This window comes from Parasegetibacter sp. NRK P23 (assembly GCF_023721715.1).
GTDB lineage: Bacteria > Bacteroidota > Bacteroidia > Chitinophagales > Chitinophagaceae > Parasegetibacter.
Genome location: NZ_JAMDLG010000001.1, coordinates 1,900,594 through 1,915,078 on the forward strand (window position 1 = coordinate 1,900,594; position 14,485 = coordinate 1,915,078).

The window sequence follows — 14,485 nt, forward strand, 5'->3', positions numbered from 1 at the left end:
ACAACACCTGTCCATTGAACTAGTTCAAGAAATCATTTCTTCGCGAGTTTTGTGCGCACTTTACTGAGGAATTCCGGGGAGAAACCGAGGTAGGAAGCGATATAGTGCTGGGCAACCCGGTTGGGGATCCCTGGATAATGTTCGAGGAAATCGAGGTATTTCTCCGTGGCGTTCAGGGAAATGGTATGGAAAATCCGTTCCTGCAACCGGGATAAGTTGCGCTGCACCAGGAGCCTGAACATTCTTTCGAAGCAGGGTGCTTTCCGCAGCAGCAACTCCTTCGATTCGGGGTTCAGGGTAAGCAGTTCGCAATCTTCCAGTGTTTCAATGAACATGCGGGAAGGTTTTTGTTCATGAAAACTGGCGATGTCGCTTACCCACCAATGTTCGATGGCGAACTGAAGGGTCACTTCAGCGCCTTTCTCATCAAGATAATACGTTCGGATACAGCCTTTGTTGATGAACGCTTCGAAACGGCAGATTTCACCTTCCTGAAGGAGAAAGGTTTTTTTGGGCACGGTTTTCAATTGGAGCGCATCGTTGAAAACGGCGATCTCTTCGGGCGTAAAGGAAACATACTTCGAAATATTTTCATTGATGGCGCTGAACATGGTTCGATCTTTTTCTGACCATAAAAGTAATGGCAATCGAAGGAAAACCGTTGTTTAGACTTTCTTTCTTTTGAAAGAATAGATCAGGTAGAACAGGGCTGGAAGAATGAAGATACTCCCGAGCAGCAGGGCCCATCCCAATGCCCGGATCGTTTTCTCATGGCCCTGGTGCTCGATAAGGGATAGATACCCATTGTCGAGCACCACAATATTCGGGTAGTGAATATAGGTGGTGGCGAAAAGGATCATGGCTACCTGGAAACCGGCGAGCACGCGGATCACCACGCTTCTGCCTTTGTTAATGAGGTACCACATCAGGATCAGTGAAGCGGTAGCCAATGCGATGGCCAGTATGCCAGGCAGGTTACCGAATACCCAGTTCTTTACGGGCACGTTTTCAATTTCGGCCGCAATGAACACCAATGCGCCACTCACCAATGCGGCGATATTGGCACTGCGTGCCTTTACAATGAACCTTTGCCGTTCATCGGGTACCAGCTTGGTTTCCCCGATCAGGTAGATGGCGGCCAGGTAAGCGCAGATGGAGGCGGTGAAAAAGCCCACGGCTACCGAGAACAGGTTCAGCCAACTGAAAATATAAGCGTCGGCGAAGGAGGTGGCGTTGGTATTGATCTGTCCTGATACAGCGCTGGCGGCGATGATGCCCAGGAAAAGCGGCGTGATGAAACTGGAATACACGAATATCTTATTGTACACATACTGCATTTCATCCACGACCGCGTCGTAGTGACGGAAAGTAAAAGCCGTTCCCCGGGCGATAATGCCGATAAGCATCACCGTTAGCGGGATGTGGAGGTAAACCGACATGGTAGCGTAGATGCCCGGGAAGCCTACGAACAGGATCACGATCGCGATGATGAGCCACATGTGGTTGGCCTCCCAGATGGGGCCTATCGCCTGGTAGAGTGTTTTCCTGGTTTTCCTGCGGTTCTTCCGCGATGTAAACAGTTCGAGTATGCCCGCGCCAAAATCGGCGCCGCCCATCAGCAGGTACAAAAGAATGGATGCCCACAAAAAGGTGATCACAACGTATATCATGCGGGTGCGTTTTGAGGTTCGGTATCTTTTTCAGGCACATCGTATAATGTTCCCACCATCCTGATCTGCCGGTACAACATATAGATCACGATCAGGGAGAGGGAAAGGTACATGGCGGTGAAGATATAGAAGGAATAAACGATACCCGGCATGGGGGTAACGGCTTCGGAGGTACGCATGATGCCGTAGATGATCCAGGGTTGCCGCCCCACTTCGGTAACCGTCCAGCCCGCTTCCACGGCGATAAAGCCCATAGGGGTGGCGATCACGAAGAGCCGCAGGAGCCACCGGCTGAACAGCCAGTTCTTCTTTTTCCAGAGCGCAAAGAAATAGAGCAACGCAAGACCCATCATCAGCATCCCAAGTCCGATCATCACCTGGAATGCGTAGTGGGTAATGGCTACGGGCGGATGTTGGTCTTCCGGGAAAGCGTCCAGTCCTTTTACTTCCGCGTTAAAATCCCCATGCGCGAGAAAACTTAATACCCCGGGGATTTTGACGGCATGGTTCACTTTTTTGTTCTTTTCATCCGGTATCCCGCCGATCACGAAGGCCGCTTTCTTTTCGGTTTGAAAATGCGCTTCCATGGCCGCGAGCTTGATGGGTTGTCTTTTGGCCACATCTTTCGCCGAAATATCGCCGCTCAAAGGTTGTAGTATGGCCGCCACTGTTCCGAAGATGGCCGCGATGCGGAAGGCTTTGCTGTGAAATTCCACGTTCCTTTTGCGCAGAATCATCAGCGCGTGAATACCCGCCACAGCGAACCCGGTCGCGGCGAAAGCCGCCAGCGACATGTGCAGGGCCTGCGAGAACCAGGCATCGTTGAACATCGCGGCGATAGGATCGATGTTGAGGTATTGGCCATTCACATAATCAAATCCTGCAGGACTGTTCATCCACGCATTCGCCGCCACCACCAGGATACCCGAAACCAGTCCGCTCACGCCCACCAATACCCCCGTGGCCCAGTGAAACCATTTGTTGAAGCGGTTCCAGCCGTACAGAAAAAAGCCCAGGGCAATGGCCTCAATAAAGAAAGCCGTTCCTTCCAGCGAAAACGGCATCCCGAAAATGGGGCCGGCATGTTTCATGAATTCAGGCCACAATAAGCCCAATTCAAACGACAATACCGTTCCGGAAACGGCACCCGTCGCGAAGAAGATGGCCACACCCTTGCTCCAGGCTTTGGTCAGGTTCTTATACACCGGTTTTCCCGTTCTCAGGTAATACAGGTGGGATACCGCCATAAAAAACGGCATCACCATACCGATACAGGAAAATATAATGTGGAAGCCCAGCGACAGGGCCATCTGCGAGCGGGCCGCGATAAAATCGTTCATGACGGGAGCGTTTTAACAGGCGCCATCATGCTACCGGGAAAACATCCGGAGATGATGGCAGCGGCTCAAAGGTAAGCCGTGCCGTGGGGATAAATGTGGGAGTATTTAGCGGAGGTAGGGGGTTAATTAGCGGACGTGGCGTAAAGGTAGTAGGTTGTGCCAATGCGGAGCATACAACCAGCACTTTTTGCCAAATGGCAAATGCCTGCCAGCCAATAATTTCTAATTTAGCCAAATGGACACATTTATCGCATACATCTTACAATTTGGCAATTTGAATAACCAACAAATTGAACTGATAAAAAGCCGCGCGACAGAAATAACACTTCGCAAAGACGAATTTTATTGGGAAGCCGGAAAAACAGTGAAACAAATCGGCTTTCTTACCGAGGGTGTGCTCCGTGTTTATTACTATAACAATAAAGGCGAAGAAATTACACGCTACTTTATTGACGACAAACACTTGATTTTATCGGGCAATACTGTTGAAGAATTTTATACACCATCAGAGTATCTGCAAGCCATCACGGATTGCAAAATGGTTGTTTTCTCAAAGCGGGACTGGATAGATATTTCAGAAACTATTATTGGATGGGATAATATTGTTCAAAAAATAATTGCCAAACACCACACCGAAAAAATTAAAAGAAGAAGCGATTTGGTGTCGCAGGATGCAACGGCACGCTACCTTGATTTCATTGAAAAATTCCCAACACTGGCTAACCGTATTCCGCTCGTATACATCGCTTCGTATTTGGGGATGACCGCATCATCCTTGAGCAGAATAAGAAAAAATATCCGCTAAAATCGATTATTGCCATTTGGCAAGTGCTTTCATTTTTTATTGGATAACCTTTGCGGTATCAAATTTTTAAATCAATAAAAATGGACACAAGGAAATTAGGTAACAGTGGATTAGAAGTAGCCGCGCTGGGTTTTGGCGCAATGGGTTTGAGTTTTCCCAACGCGCCAACAAAAGAAGAAAGCATAAAATTAATCCGTTCAGCAGTTGAACAAGGCGTTACACTTTTTGATACAGCGCAAGCCTATGGTGAAAACGAATTGTTGGTGGGCGAAGCATTGCACCCTTTACGTAAGAAAGTTGTAATTGCAACAAAGTTCGGTTTCAAAAATGGAAGTATTCAATTTGGTTTAGACAGCCGGCCGGAAAATATAAAATCCGTTGCGGAAGCATCTTTAAAGAGATTAAGAACCGATGTGATTGATTTGTTTTACCAACACAGACCCGACCCTAATGTTCCGATTGAAGACGTTGCAGGAGCAGTAAAGGACCTTATACAACAAGGAAAAGTAAAATACTTTGGTTTGTCGGAAGCCAATGCGGCAACCATTCGCAAGGCGCACGCTATTTTGTCCGTAACCGCTTTGCAAAGCGAATACTCCATGTTTTGGCGCGAACCAGAAAATGAAATCCTTCCAACATTGGAAGAACTGGGCATTGGGTTGGTTTCTTTCAGTCCGTTGGGTAAAGGTTTTTTAACAGGCTCGTTAAAAGAAGCTGAATTGAGTAGGGGATTCCCTCGTTTCAGCGAAGAAAACAGAGCCGCCAATCAGCCATTGGTTGATTTCGTTGCTTCCATTGCAAAAGATAAAAACGTTACACCAGCGCAAGTCGCGTTAAGTTGGTTGCTGGCCCAAAAACCATTTATTGTTCCAATTCCGGGCACTTCGAAAATGTCTCGCTTACAAGAAAATATAGGCGCTACAAACATTTCATTGACAAATGACGAATTGAGTAAAATAAATACCAAATTGGCGACAATGAAAATTGTAGGCGAACGCTACCCTGCGCCAAAGCGGAACATAGTGGAATAAAATGAATAGCTAAACACTTTTTATAAAAAACCGGAAAATTCCCGAACAAGCTATATATTTAGTAGTCAACAGCAGACTGGGCCCAAAATCTGGTCTTATTCTTTAACCTTATCTTATTTGTTATGAAAGTGGACCTTTTTGTATCAGGTACTCATCAGCCGCTCCCGTTCAATACCACCAGTTACGGGCTTATTGAATCCATCAACTACATTCCAACACTTCATGCGTACTGGTACAGTGGGCTGACGGAAAAAGTATATGAAATTGTGGACATGTTGCAGATGGTGGACCGCATCATCTGTATCTGCATTGAACGTCCGATCGATGTTTCGGGAATCATCAGTATACCTGGCGCTTTTGATGCTCCTGACGTATGTTATCCTTCTTGTCCTTAGTATTGGTGGAGACTGGTTGACTGGTTCATTAGTATGCCATCATACGGCAGTCTGCTGAAAACGATATAAATGACTAAAAAAATATTTCCGGTATTTTTCATATTGGTTTGCGCCTGTTGCTACGCGAATGGAAGAACCAAGCTTCATAATAACGATGAGCGTGTTTTGCAAACAGACACAACGGTGTTCAAGGCTCAATTGAAAGGAAGGGAAATAATAAGATTATCATTCAGCGATTCATTTTTTGACATAAAAGAACTTATTCTTTCCAACCCGGGTAATGAGGATACTTTGCTCATAAAACAACTGGTATTAGATGGACCAACCGCGTTCAGTTTCACCATATTAAAAATGGGGGAGCATGGAAAGCGGGAAAGCATAGGATGCAATATTTTAGCATTGCCCGGGGATACGATTCAGTTATCATTTGATCCATTCCCGTATATTGATACAAAAAAGAACGCACCACATAATTTACTTCCTGATTTCAGCCTTCCGTTTTATGATGTCCTCTATTTTCCCCCATTATTCAACACGAAAGACTGGCCTTCGTTTAAGTCTGCCACAGACCATTTATACCATGCTGAAAAAGAACGGATTCATCAGCTTTACAGTAAGAATAGGGTAGATGCTGTTTTTTACGAAAGGCTCCTGTTTAACTGTGATGTATATTATTGGTTGAGAATATTTAATTATGCATCAGATAATAAAGTTGCGGCAAAATTCGCCAGCCAAAATATTCCCTTGATAGAAAAGTTGGCGGATTCGGATGGAAAGTTTTGGTCCTTCCGTTTGGGGAGATTACTGCAGGACGCTGCCAGGATTAAAATGCGTGAACTGGGTTTGGAGGCAAATTTTGTCAATTATTACCATACAGCCAATTCATTGCGGATTCATACTTTTAAGCCGGCGCTGCTTGCCTCGGTGATTAGGTCTTCCAGGGAAAATCAAAGTGCCGGATTTTTGCAGATAGTTGAAAAGTACAAAAGTGATTACGGTATCAAATATGCCACACACGTTCAAACGTTTTTTGAAAACCGGATGGAGGGCAGGAAATTGATGATTGAAGACAAACTTTCAAGTTATGGGGCAGAAGGGAATAAAAGCTGGGATCAGGTAATAAGTTCTTTAAAGAAAGTAGTTGTGGTGGATTTCTGGGCAAGTTGGTGCGCGCCCTGTATTGCTGAGTTTCCCTTTATGGATAGCTTAAAACGGGTATTTGAAAAAGATCCAGTAAGTTTTATAACGCTGAATATAGATGAAGATGAAACTGATTGGGATATTATGTCGCGATCACATAGCAGGTATTTGGGCGTGAACAACTACCGTTTAATTCAGCCTAAAAAATCAGTAATAATTAATAAGCTAAAAATAAATTCTATACCAAGGATTTTAATTCTCGCGGATGGAAAGATCGTGGCCGCTGACTTTTACAGGCCATCTGAATCGAAGTTCGTTGCCGCATTAAGGAAAATTATTGATTAAGAGATTAGTCATTTTTTTTCAGATAGTACCCCGGGAGTGATACTTGTCTTATCCGGCGCCTTTCTTTTCCGCCATTTCACCACCTCATACCAAAGCACGGAAAATATTCCCGTTCCCACACTCAGCCACAATTGCCAGCCGGAAGGTGGAACAAACCTGAAAAAGGCTGCAAAAGAAGGAATGAACATGATAATGCCCCACAACAATACCGCTACACCAATAGCTGGTAACATCAGGCTGTTCTTATAACGAAGCGTGGTAAATACCGAATAGTAAAAAGACCTGTTCACCAGCGTCAGCATTACATTCGCGGTAATCAGCGTTGTAAACACCATCGCCCTGGTAACCCCTTCTCCCGCGTAGGAACGCACGCCGGCCTGGTACACCAGCAGGATACCCAATGTAATCATCAAACCCTGGACAATACTCGTAGACAATTCTTTTATATTAAAGAATGAAGTGCTGATTTTATGTGGCGGCCGCTGCATGGCATTAGGCTCGGCGGGTTCATTTTCAAATACGATGGAACAGGTGGGGCCCATAATCAGTTCAAAGAAAATAACATGTACCGGCGTGAAGATGTTGGGATACAGCCAACCCAGTGATAATGGAATAAATACCGTCAGGATGATGGGGATATGAATGGAGATAATATAACGGATGGCTTTTTTGAGGTTCATGTAAATTCTTCTGCCTGTGGCCACGGCATCCAGCATATTGCCAAGGTTGTCGTTCACCAAAACCAGCGATGCGGCTTCTTTCGCGACCTCAGTTCCTTTTTTACCCATAGCGATGCCAATATGCGCCGCTTTAAGCGCAGGACCATCGTTTACGCCATCGCCAGTCATGGCCACCACTTCCTGGTTGCGCTTCAGCGCTTTGATGATCCGGAGTTTGGCTTCGGGGAACATGCGGGTGAAAAGCTGGCGGTTGGTTACTTCCCTGTCCAGTTGCGCATCGCTCCATTGCATCAGTTCATCGCCGTTTACGGTAGCGCCTTTGATGCGCAATCCGATCTGGTTCGCGATGGCGGTGGTGGTAATGGCATTGTCGCCCGTAATGATTTTCACCTCAATACCTGCGTTGTAAAAACCTTTCAGTACCTCGGCGATATTGGCTTTGGGCGGATCGTAGAAAGCGACCAGTCCGAGCAGTTCAAAAGGGAGCTCCTGCTGCTGTTCGGGAAAAGTGCTGCCTTTCCAATCCGATTTCGCGACCGCAAGTACCCGTAACCCTTCCGCTGAAAATGCTTTGGCTTTCTCCACAACAGCAGCGCGTTTTTCTTCACTTAGTGTGGTGATGGCCAGTAGAGCCTCCACGGCGCCTTTGGCGGCGATGATTCTTTGCCCATTCGTATCTTCAAAAACATGGGTCATCATGGGCGGTTTCCCGGAGAGGGGATATTCGTGCACCATGCTGAAGCGTTCTTTCATGGCATTTTCGCCAAAAGCATGGTGCAGGGCTATTTCCATGGGATCGAACGGAACGGGTTCGCTGGCCCACATAGCCGTTTCTATCAATGTTTTTCCTTCTTCGGAAAGAGGATCGGATTGAAGGTTGTTTACTGTGAAAACCTGCGCCAGATCCATCCTGTTCTCAGTGATGGTGCCGGTTTTGTCTACGCAGATTACGGTAGCGCTGCCCAGAGTTTCCACCGTTTTCGTTTCTTTTACGATCACACCCATTTTCATCAGCCGCCATGCGCCCAGCGCCATAAAGCTGGCAAAGGCGACGGGTATTTCCTCCGGCAAAATGCTCATCGCCAGGGTGAGGGCCTGTAACAGACTATCCAATAAGTTGCGCGTTTGTAAAAAGTGTATGGCCCATACGAGCAGGAAAACAGCCGCTCCGGCGATCACCATGCCTTTCACGAAGTGCGCGATCTGTATTTCAAGCGGCGATTTCACCTGCGCTATCTCCTGTAGTTGTTTGCCGATGGCGCCCATGCGTGTGGCGTTCCCGGTAGCGATGGCTTCGAATACCGCTCTTCCTCCCGTGGCGATGGTACCGCGGTACACCTGGTGCTGAGCAGGATCTGAAGATTTCGATACCACCATGGCTTCTCCGGTGAGCATGGATTCGTTCACCGAAAAATCATTCGATAATACGATGATACCGTCCGCCGGAATCAGTTCTCCTTCCAATACCACCACCATATCACCCGGAACGATGTCATCCGTGTGAATACTGATTTCTTGTCCATCTCTGATCACGGTGCTGTTCGGGGCGGTGAGCGCGTTCAGTTTTTTCAGCGCGTTGCCGCTGCGCCTGTTCTGGTAAATAGAGATGCCCGCGACAAACAGGATGGAGCCTGCCATAAAATAAGCTTCCTGCCGCATGCCGCTGATGAAATAAAGCGATGCCGCGGCGAGGAGCAACAGGATCATGGGTTCACCCGCCAGGTCAAGCAACAGCGAAATGAAGGCCGGCCTTTTTTTGTGTACGATTTTATTGGAGCCATGCCGTGCCCTTATCATTTCTACAGCCTGGCTGGAAAGCCCTGTAATGGTTGGATTGATGGTTTCCGGCATAATGGGGGATTGAATGGATTTTAAAGGTATGGTTTTAAGCCGGATAGAACCAAACTACGCTTTATTCAACCTCCTGCATCCTTCCGCCCGGGTTCAACGCGCCAAATGGCAACCTAATGGCAAAAACCTCGTGTAGCCAACTTCCCGGGAATCGCAGATGTTACTTTATTTTTCAAACAGAAATAATTTATGCATCGGATGTTTGCCCGGGGCTCCGTTTTCACCTTTTGCCAGTATTTGATCAATAACTTTTTCGAGATTAGCCATACTTCTGTCGGAAAGTACCCAGCTCATCGGTACATCCGCTGCGTTTACGGGAAGCGGAATATTGATAAAACAACCCTTAAGAGTATCTTCCACCATTTTCCGGAGCGATTCGCTGTAAATGCGGGAGTATCCACTGCGAACATTGTACATTCCCTGCGCGATGGAATTGATTTCATTGAGGAAGCTGGTGGATTGAAAATTGCCGTCTTCGCCGAACCTCAGGTGCAGCAGGTAGGGGATGAAACCTTTATTCTTTAAACCGTCCTTCAGCAGTGTGAGTATTTCGAGCATGGTCTTAGAGCCGGTATTCTCAGCGTATCCTCCGTCGACATAATGAAATACCCTTTTGTCGTTTAGCGCTACCGCCGCCGAAGGAGAAACGAGGGGGAACCTCGCGCTCAAACTCATGGCGGTGCTGTAATTGATGTTCCGGGGCAACTTTTTGGAGAATATATCTCTTTCATCGTTGAGGAGGAAAGCGTCTCCCTTTGTAACGGGAACAACATTGCTCAGGTAACATTGAAGGCCACTTTCCACCTCCGTGGTGTTGATGAACCAGGCGGGAGTGGTGGGCGCCGCGTTTTCAGGCGATAGAAAAACCCTGCCGAATGGGTTTAAGGTATTTGTTTTGGAGAAGATGGATTCATAAGAATTTTCCCAGGCTTTTTCCAGCGCCACCGCCCTGTCGAACCGCTCGAATTGAACAGGCCACAGGTTATTCAGCAGGTCGGCGAAGAAAAACTTGGACAACACCGGAGAAAGCTGGTCCTTCAGAAAAAATTTCCTGGTCACCTCCCTGAAGTTGATCGGTCTTGAAGCAGTATCGAGGTAAGCGATGGAATGAAAAAAGCCAACGCCAACAGTGCCGCCGGAAACGGATGAGTAGGCGTAAATGTGATTTTTGAAATCTGGGAATGCGTCTTGCAGGGCAGCCATTAACATCGCGGTGAAAGCGCCTGTGCGGAGTGCGCCTCCTTCCGCGGTGATGAAGATAACCGGCGTTCTTCCTTTTGGATGAGCGGTGTCGTAATAAGGGGAGGTGGAAACTGTGGCTGTTTTTTTGCTGTTCGAATGGTTATCGGCCCATTGCTGAAAATGAGAAAGCATCGGTGTCCGGCTGGTTTCATAAGAACCTGTGGTACGCACCGGATGGTCTATGTTGATGTACGAAACGATCAGTACCCAGGCCACAAGCAGCCACCGGAAAGAAATGGGCACATTACGCTTGTAGCGCGCATCCAGGAAAAGAAGCCCCGCGTAAATTCCCTGCCAGCAGGCGAACGATAAACAAACCAGCCCGGGTGAGCCGATCCATTCCGGGGAAAGAATAAATCCGAATGAAATCAGTATGATGGTAACAAGGGAACCCAACGCGATAACGCCTACCTGTTTGTGAAGCGTTTTGTAAAAAGCGGGATTCAGCTTAAAAACCCATCTGTAATAGCCGTTTTCGTTTTCCTTTCTCTTAAAGTATAATTTGTTTTCCTGCTGAAAAGGTTTTTTGTTGAGCACCAATATGCTATCCGGATGTTTTCTTTCGTCATCCGTAAGTTCCTCCGACAAAACATAAGTAAACTCTGATTTTTTAAATTCAATATCTCCTTTGTTAAAACCTTGTGGAGGAATTTCCGATTTCACTACAAAGTCTTGAGGGAACTGATTGCCATTCTCATCTGGAGGTCTCTTGCCGTTCATGAAAGGTTTAATGCTGGCAATGAATTTTTCGTAGGAGGTTCTTACATTGTCCCAGTCTCGATCAATGTAAACATTCTCTTTCCTCACAAGGAATACATAATCATTGTAAATACCGAAAAGCTTTTTACTCCACTGGTCCTCAATATGGTTTAATTTGAAAAATTTTGCCAGTTCAGGGTACGTTTTCTGAAACCTTCCGATGATCCATTTCCTGTCGAGATAAAACCTCACCAGGAATTGCGTGAGCAGGATCGTGATCACAAAAATGACGATGAACGGCCAGTTTATTTCGAATTTTTTTATTTCATCAAAACGGGTAGTGGTAAAGAATACAAAGCTGAAGCTGATGAGGATGATGATGAAAGGCAGGATAAGATACGAGATGCTGAAAAATGCCTGCAATTGCTTCCGGTATTCCACCCTTTCGGACGTGAGGGCGAACGCTGAATTGTCTGTGATATAGAGTTTGTAGCGCACGCCGAATTCCGCCACTACGCTCCATACCACCAGTCCCGCGAACAGGGAAAACATGGGGCCGGGACGGAAGCTCCTGAGGTCTTCCGCGACAATCAGTATCACGTCTTTCCCTTGTGGGAGCAGCAGGAAAAAGAGCAGGGCCAGTAAATTGAACAGGAAGAAAAAAATGGTTGGCCTGAATACTTCTACGATATCGGTTATTTTTTCGTGCCGGGGTATGCCTTTTCCCACAAACCTCAGCTTGAGGTATTCGTCTTTAAGGAATAAAAAGATGTAGAGTAAAACACCGCCTAAATAGCCCAGAATTCTGTTTATGATGTTCATGGTTAAAGGTTTTAATTGGTGACTACTTTTTTAAGTCCGGACAAGCCTATATTCATTCCAAAGTAATTCGCGTAGGTTGGGTCGGCACCGAACCTGCCCCTTACAATTACGCCGGCGATCAACTGTAGGTTGGAGGTGATTTTTTCCCGCAGTTCGAAGTTGGTCAGGTGAAAAGTGAGCGTTTTGTCTCTTCCATCGCCTGGCGCATTGTTATTCGCCGATACCGGCACCGCGTACCGCGTGGCTTTTCCGAATGTGGGTTGAACGAAGAGCTCGCCTCCATCCCAGAGTTGTGCGGTTAAGGTAACGCCCGCACCATAGTAAAAACTGAGCCTGGTTACTTTGTTTTCAGTAACAACCGTTTCGTTCAGGGAGGCTTTGAAAGGGTTGTCGTCCCTGATGCGTGCGCTGACTAAGGAAAGGTTATCCTGTGTTATGATATCTTCCACCTGCTGTATGTTTTCCAACGTATTCTTTGTGGTCCAGGAGTCTACGAAAAATTCTGAATGCAGGTGAAAAAGAACATCGAGGTGCTCGTTTTCAACCAGGGCGATCGTGGGTTGGAAATAAAAGCTTACGCTAACGTTGTTGGATACGGTTTGAAGTTTGTTGTACTGCCGGTAGAATGGTGTTCCGGGTACCACCGGATCAAGTGGGTTAACCTTTGTGGTGTCTGTATAAGCGTAACTACTGTTTAAACTGTCGCCACCAATGGAATAATTGATCTTCATTATGCCGAGGTTCATGCCAAATTTCCGCCAGAAACTACTTTGAAAAAGCGGTTCAATATTGGGCGCGTATACGTTAAGGTGTCCTACATAGCCGGAATTTGATTGGTTGTTGAAATCGAAGTTAAAGGCATTCAGGTAAGTGAACCCGGCATCTTTTTTTATGAATTCTTTGTTCTTATCTTTCGCGATTGAAACATGCAGGAGACCGCTTTCAGAAATATCTTTGTTTACCCCTGCCGAATCCTGCAACCCAAGCATGAAGAACTCCGGTGTATATGCGTTCACCGCACGAAGCGTTACTACGACTTTCACCAAGGTATCCTTGTAATATGTCTCAAAACTGGAAGCAGGGATAGTGAATGGGGTCATCCCGATGGTTGGATCGCTTGCCGGGGCCGCCGTTTTTGAAAACACGCCAATCTTTAACCAGAGATCTGGGGTTGCTGCAGTGGAGCGTGTCTTCTTGTACCGTAGTTTTACAGTTATTTCTTTTTGAACGGAAGCAGGACCACCATTACCGGATTGTACATATGGTACCTCAACGTTTCCCCTTGAAACGATCTGGCAAATTTGCTGTTGCGGACCTGGTTGGCTGTAAGTGAATGTGGTGAGCAGGATGAAGATGAATCCTGTGAATAGAATTTTCATGGAAGGCTGATTTGGTTTAAAAAATGGGGCGGGGGCCTGTTTAAAAGGCCCTTCCGTGCACACTAGTGAGCTTTAAACCAAAAACAGCATTCAGCTAGGGGGAGATTAACGCTTCTGTAAAATATGATTTTTTCTGATAATATAATATTATTATGATTCTTTTTTTTGTCGTGAATTACCCATATAAATTACGGAAAGCCCCCTTTGGAGAGCAATCAGTCTGGGGTATCTTAGGGGGAATCAACTTTTATGGAAACAGTTAAAACGATAGATCAATATTTCGAGCGATATACTCAGAAGCAGAAACACTTGTTGCAGCAAATGCGGTCCATCATCGCGAAAGCCGCTCCTTCCGCCACGGAAATCATCAGTTATGCAATGCCTACTTTTCAACTGCATGGCAACCTGGTGCATTTCGCCCTGGCAAAAAATCACCTGGGGTTTTATCCTTCGCCTTCCGCCATCACGAAGTTTGAAGATAAGTTGAAACCGTATACTACCTCCAAAGGTGCTGTTCAGTTTCCCCTGAATAAACCTCTGCCTGTTCAACTGATTACAGAAATGGTGCGTTTCCGCGTTAAAGAGAATGAAGAGAAATTCAGAAAGAAATCGTTGCGAATTTGCAAGAACGGGCACCAATACTACAAAAGCAGTGATTGTCCCGTTTGTCCGGAATGCGAAAAAATGAAAAAGCCCTTAGCCGGTTTTGGGGCGGAACTTGCCGCACCCGCGAGAAGGGCGCTGGAAAACGCCGGCATCACTACTGTAAAACAGCTTGCGGCTCATACAGAACAAGAAGTACTGGCCCTCCATGGCATGGGTAAGGCGTCGTTACCGCTTTTGAGAAAAATGCTGCAGGAAGCCGGAAAGACGTTTGCGAAGTAGCACATCAGCTTATCTAACGTAAATGCACATCCGATGTATACATTCCATCAAAACTTTCCCCAGATGATGTTTTTTGATTAATTGACATTTGTCAAAAAACACTCCGTTAATGGTTTTTACTTATTCCGAATAAGGGAGGCTTAGAATAGTTTTGCCCAAACTCACTGACAGAAAAGTGAATCTTCCCCCAAATCCAATACG

Annotated in this window: 11 protein-coding genes; 5 read left to right on the plus strand and 6 right to left on the minus strand. The window is 46.3% G+C overall.

Going from position 1 to position 14,485, the window contains the following annotated elements:
* Positions 1-32 precede the first annotated feature (32 nt).
* The 3 genes from M4J38_RS07740 to M4J38_RS07750 are packed head-to-tail and all read right to left on the minus strand — an operon-like array spanning position 33 to position 3,010.
* A complete protein-coding gene (locus M4J38_RS07740; protein ID WP_251758975.1) occupies positions 33-611 on the minus strand; it encodes a Crp/Fnr family transcriptional regulator in 579 nt (192 codons plus the stop codon).
* A gap of 54 nt (positions 612-665) precedes the next feature.
* Positions 666-1,670: a cytochrome d ubiquinol oxidase subunit II gene (locus M4J38_RS07745; protein ID WP_251758976.1), complete on the minus strand. Its 1,005-nt coding sequence runs from the start codon at positions 1,668-1,670 to the stop codon at positions 666-668.
* The gene (locus M4J38_RS07750) at positions 1,667-3,010 is read right to left on the minus strand and encodes a cytochrome ubiquinol oxidase subunit I (protein ID WP_251758977.1); all 1,344 of its coding nucleotides are present in this window, start codon (positions 3,008-3,010) and stop codon (positions 1,667-1,669) included. The genes M4J38_RS07745 and M4J38_RS07750 overlap by 4 nt, the downstream gene beginning before the upstream one ends.
* Positions 3,011-3,245: 235 nt before the next feature.
* Between M4J38_RS07750 and M4J38_RS07755 the strand changes: the two genes are divergently transcribed.
* The 4 genes from M4J38_RS07755 (at position 3,246) to M4J38_RS07770 (ending at position 6,726) form a co-directional block, all read left to right on the plus strand.
* Complete coding sequence (locus M4J38_RS07755; RefSeq protein WP_251758978.1) at positions 3,246-3,815, plus strand: Crp/Fnr family transcriptional regulator; 570 nt, start codon at positions 3,246-3,248, stop codon at positions 3,813-3,815.
* Between the two features lie 80 nt (positions 3,816-3,895).
* Positions 3,896-4,846: an aldo/keto reductase gene (locus M4J38_RS07760; protein ID WP_251758979.1), complete on the plus strand. Its 951-nt coding sequence runs from the start codon at positions 3,896-3,898 to the stop codon at positions 4,844-4,846.
* 122 nt (positions 4,847-4,968) lie between these two features.
* The gene (locus M4J38_RS07765; protein WP_251758980.1) at positions 4,969-5,241 is read left to right on the plus strand and encodes a hypothetical protein; all 273 of its coding nucleotides are present in this window, start codon (positions 4,969-4,971) and stop codon (positions 5,239-5,241) included.
* Between the two features lie 69 nt (positions 5,242-5,310).
* Positions 5,311-6,726, plus strand: a complete 1,416-nt coding sequence (locus M4J38_RS07770; protein ID WP_251758981.1) for a TlpA disulfide reductase family protein — start codon at positions 5,311-5,313, stop codon at positions 6,724-6,726.
* A gap of 8 nt (positions 6,727-6,734) precedes the next feature.
* Here the strand turns inward: M4J38_RS07770 and M4J38_RS07775 are convergent, their stop codons facing one another.
* From M4J38_RS07775 to M4J38_RS07785, 3 genes are all read right to left on the minus strand, one after another.
* Positions 6,735-9,257, minus strand: a complete 2,523-nt coding sequence (locus M4J38_RS07775) for a cation-translocating P-type ATPase (protein WP_251758982.1) — start codon at positions 9,255-9,257, stop codon at positions 6,735-6,737.
* Positions 9,258-9,422: 165 nt separating this feature from the next.
* Positions 9,423-12,020 (minus strand): hypothetical protein, encoded by a 2,598-nt coding sequence (locus M4J38_RS07780; RefSeq protein WP_251758983.1) that lies wholly within the window; start codon positions 12,018-12,020, stop codon positions 9,423-9,425.
* Between the two features lie 11 nt (positions 12,021-12,031).
* Positions 12,032-13,399, minus strand: coding sequence for a hypothetical protein (locus tag M4J38_RS07785; RefSeq protein ID WP_251758984.1), 1,368 nt, complete (start codon positions 13,397-13,399; stop codon positions 12,032-12,034).
* Between the two features lie 249 nt (positions 13,400-13,648).
* Between M4J38_RS07785 and M4J38_RS07790 the strand changes: the two genes are divergently transcribed.
* Positions 13,649-14,284: a DUF1801 domain-containing protein gene (locus tag M4J38_RS07790; protein WP_251758985.1), complete on the plus strand. Its 636-nt coding sequence runs from the start codon at positions 13,649-13,651 to the stop codon at positions 14,282-14,284.
* The last annotated feature ends 201 nt before the right edge of the window (positions 14,285-14,485 follow it).

What these genes read in the sequence shown, in the direction of transcription:
- M4J38_RS07740 (WP_251758975.1), bottom strand. Translation starts at nt 611, where the DNA reads ATGTTCAGCGCCATCAATGAAAATATTTCGAAGTATGTTTCCTTTACG.
- M4J38_RS07745 (WP_251758976.1), bottom strand. Translation starts at nt 1,670, where the DNA reads ATGATATACGTTGTGATCACCTTTTTGTGGGCATCCATTCTTTTGTAC.
- M4J38_RS07750 (WP_251758977.1), bottom strand. Translation starts at nt 3,010, where the DNA reads ATGAACGATTTTATCGCGGCCCGCTCGCAGATGGCCCTGTCGCTGGGC.
- M4J38_RS07755 (WP_251758978.1), top strand. Translation starts at nt 3,246, where the DNA reads ATGGACACATTTATCGCATACATCTTACAATTTGGCAATTTGAATAAC.
- M4J38_RS07760 (WP_251758979.1), top strand. Translation starts at nt 3,896, where the DNA reads ATGGACACAAGGAAATTAGGTAACAGTGGATTAGAAGTAGCCGCGCTG.
- M4J38_RS07765 (WP_251758980.1), top strand. Translation starts at nt 4,969, where the DNA reads ATGAAAGTGGACCTTTTTGTATCAGGTACTCATCAGCCGCTCCCGTTC.
- M4J38_RS07770 (WP_251758981.1), top strand. Translation starts at nt 5,311, where the DNA reads ATGACTAAAAAAATATTTCCGGTATTTTTCATATTGGTTTGCGCCTGT.
- M4J38_RS07775 (WP_251758982.1), bottom strand. Translation starts at nt 9,257, where the DNA reads ATGCCGGAAACCATCAATCCAACCATTACAGGGCTTTCCAGCCAGGCT.
- M4J38_RS07780 (WP_251758983.1), bottom strand. Translation starts at nt 12,020, where the DNA reads ATGAACATCATAAACAGAATTCTGGGCTATTTAGGCGGTGTTTTACTC.
- M4J38_RS07785 (WP_251758984.1), bottom strand. Translation starts at nt 13,399, where the DNA reads ATGAAAATTCTATTCACAGGATTCATCTTCATCCTGCTCACCACATTC.
- M4J38_RS07790 (WP_251758985.1), top strand. Translation starts at nt 13,649, where the DNA reads ATGGAAACAGTTAAAACGATAGATCAATATTTCGAGCGATATACTCAG.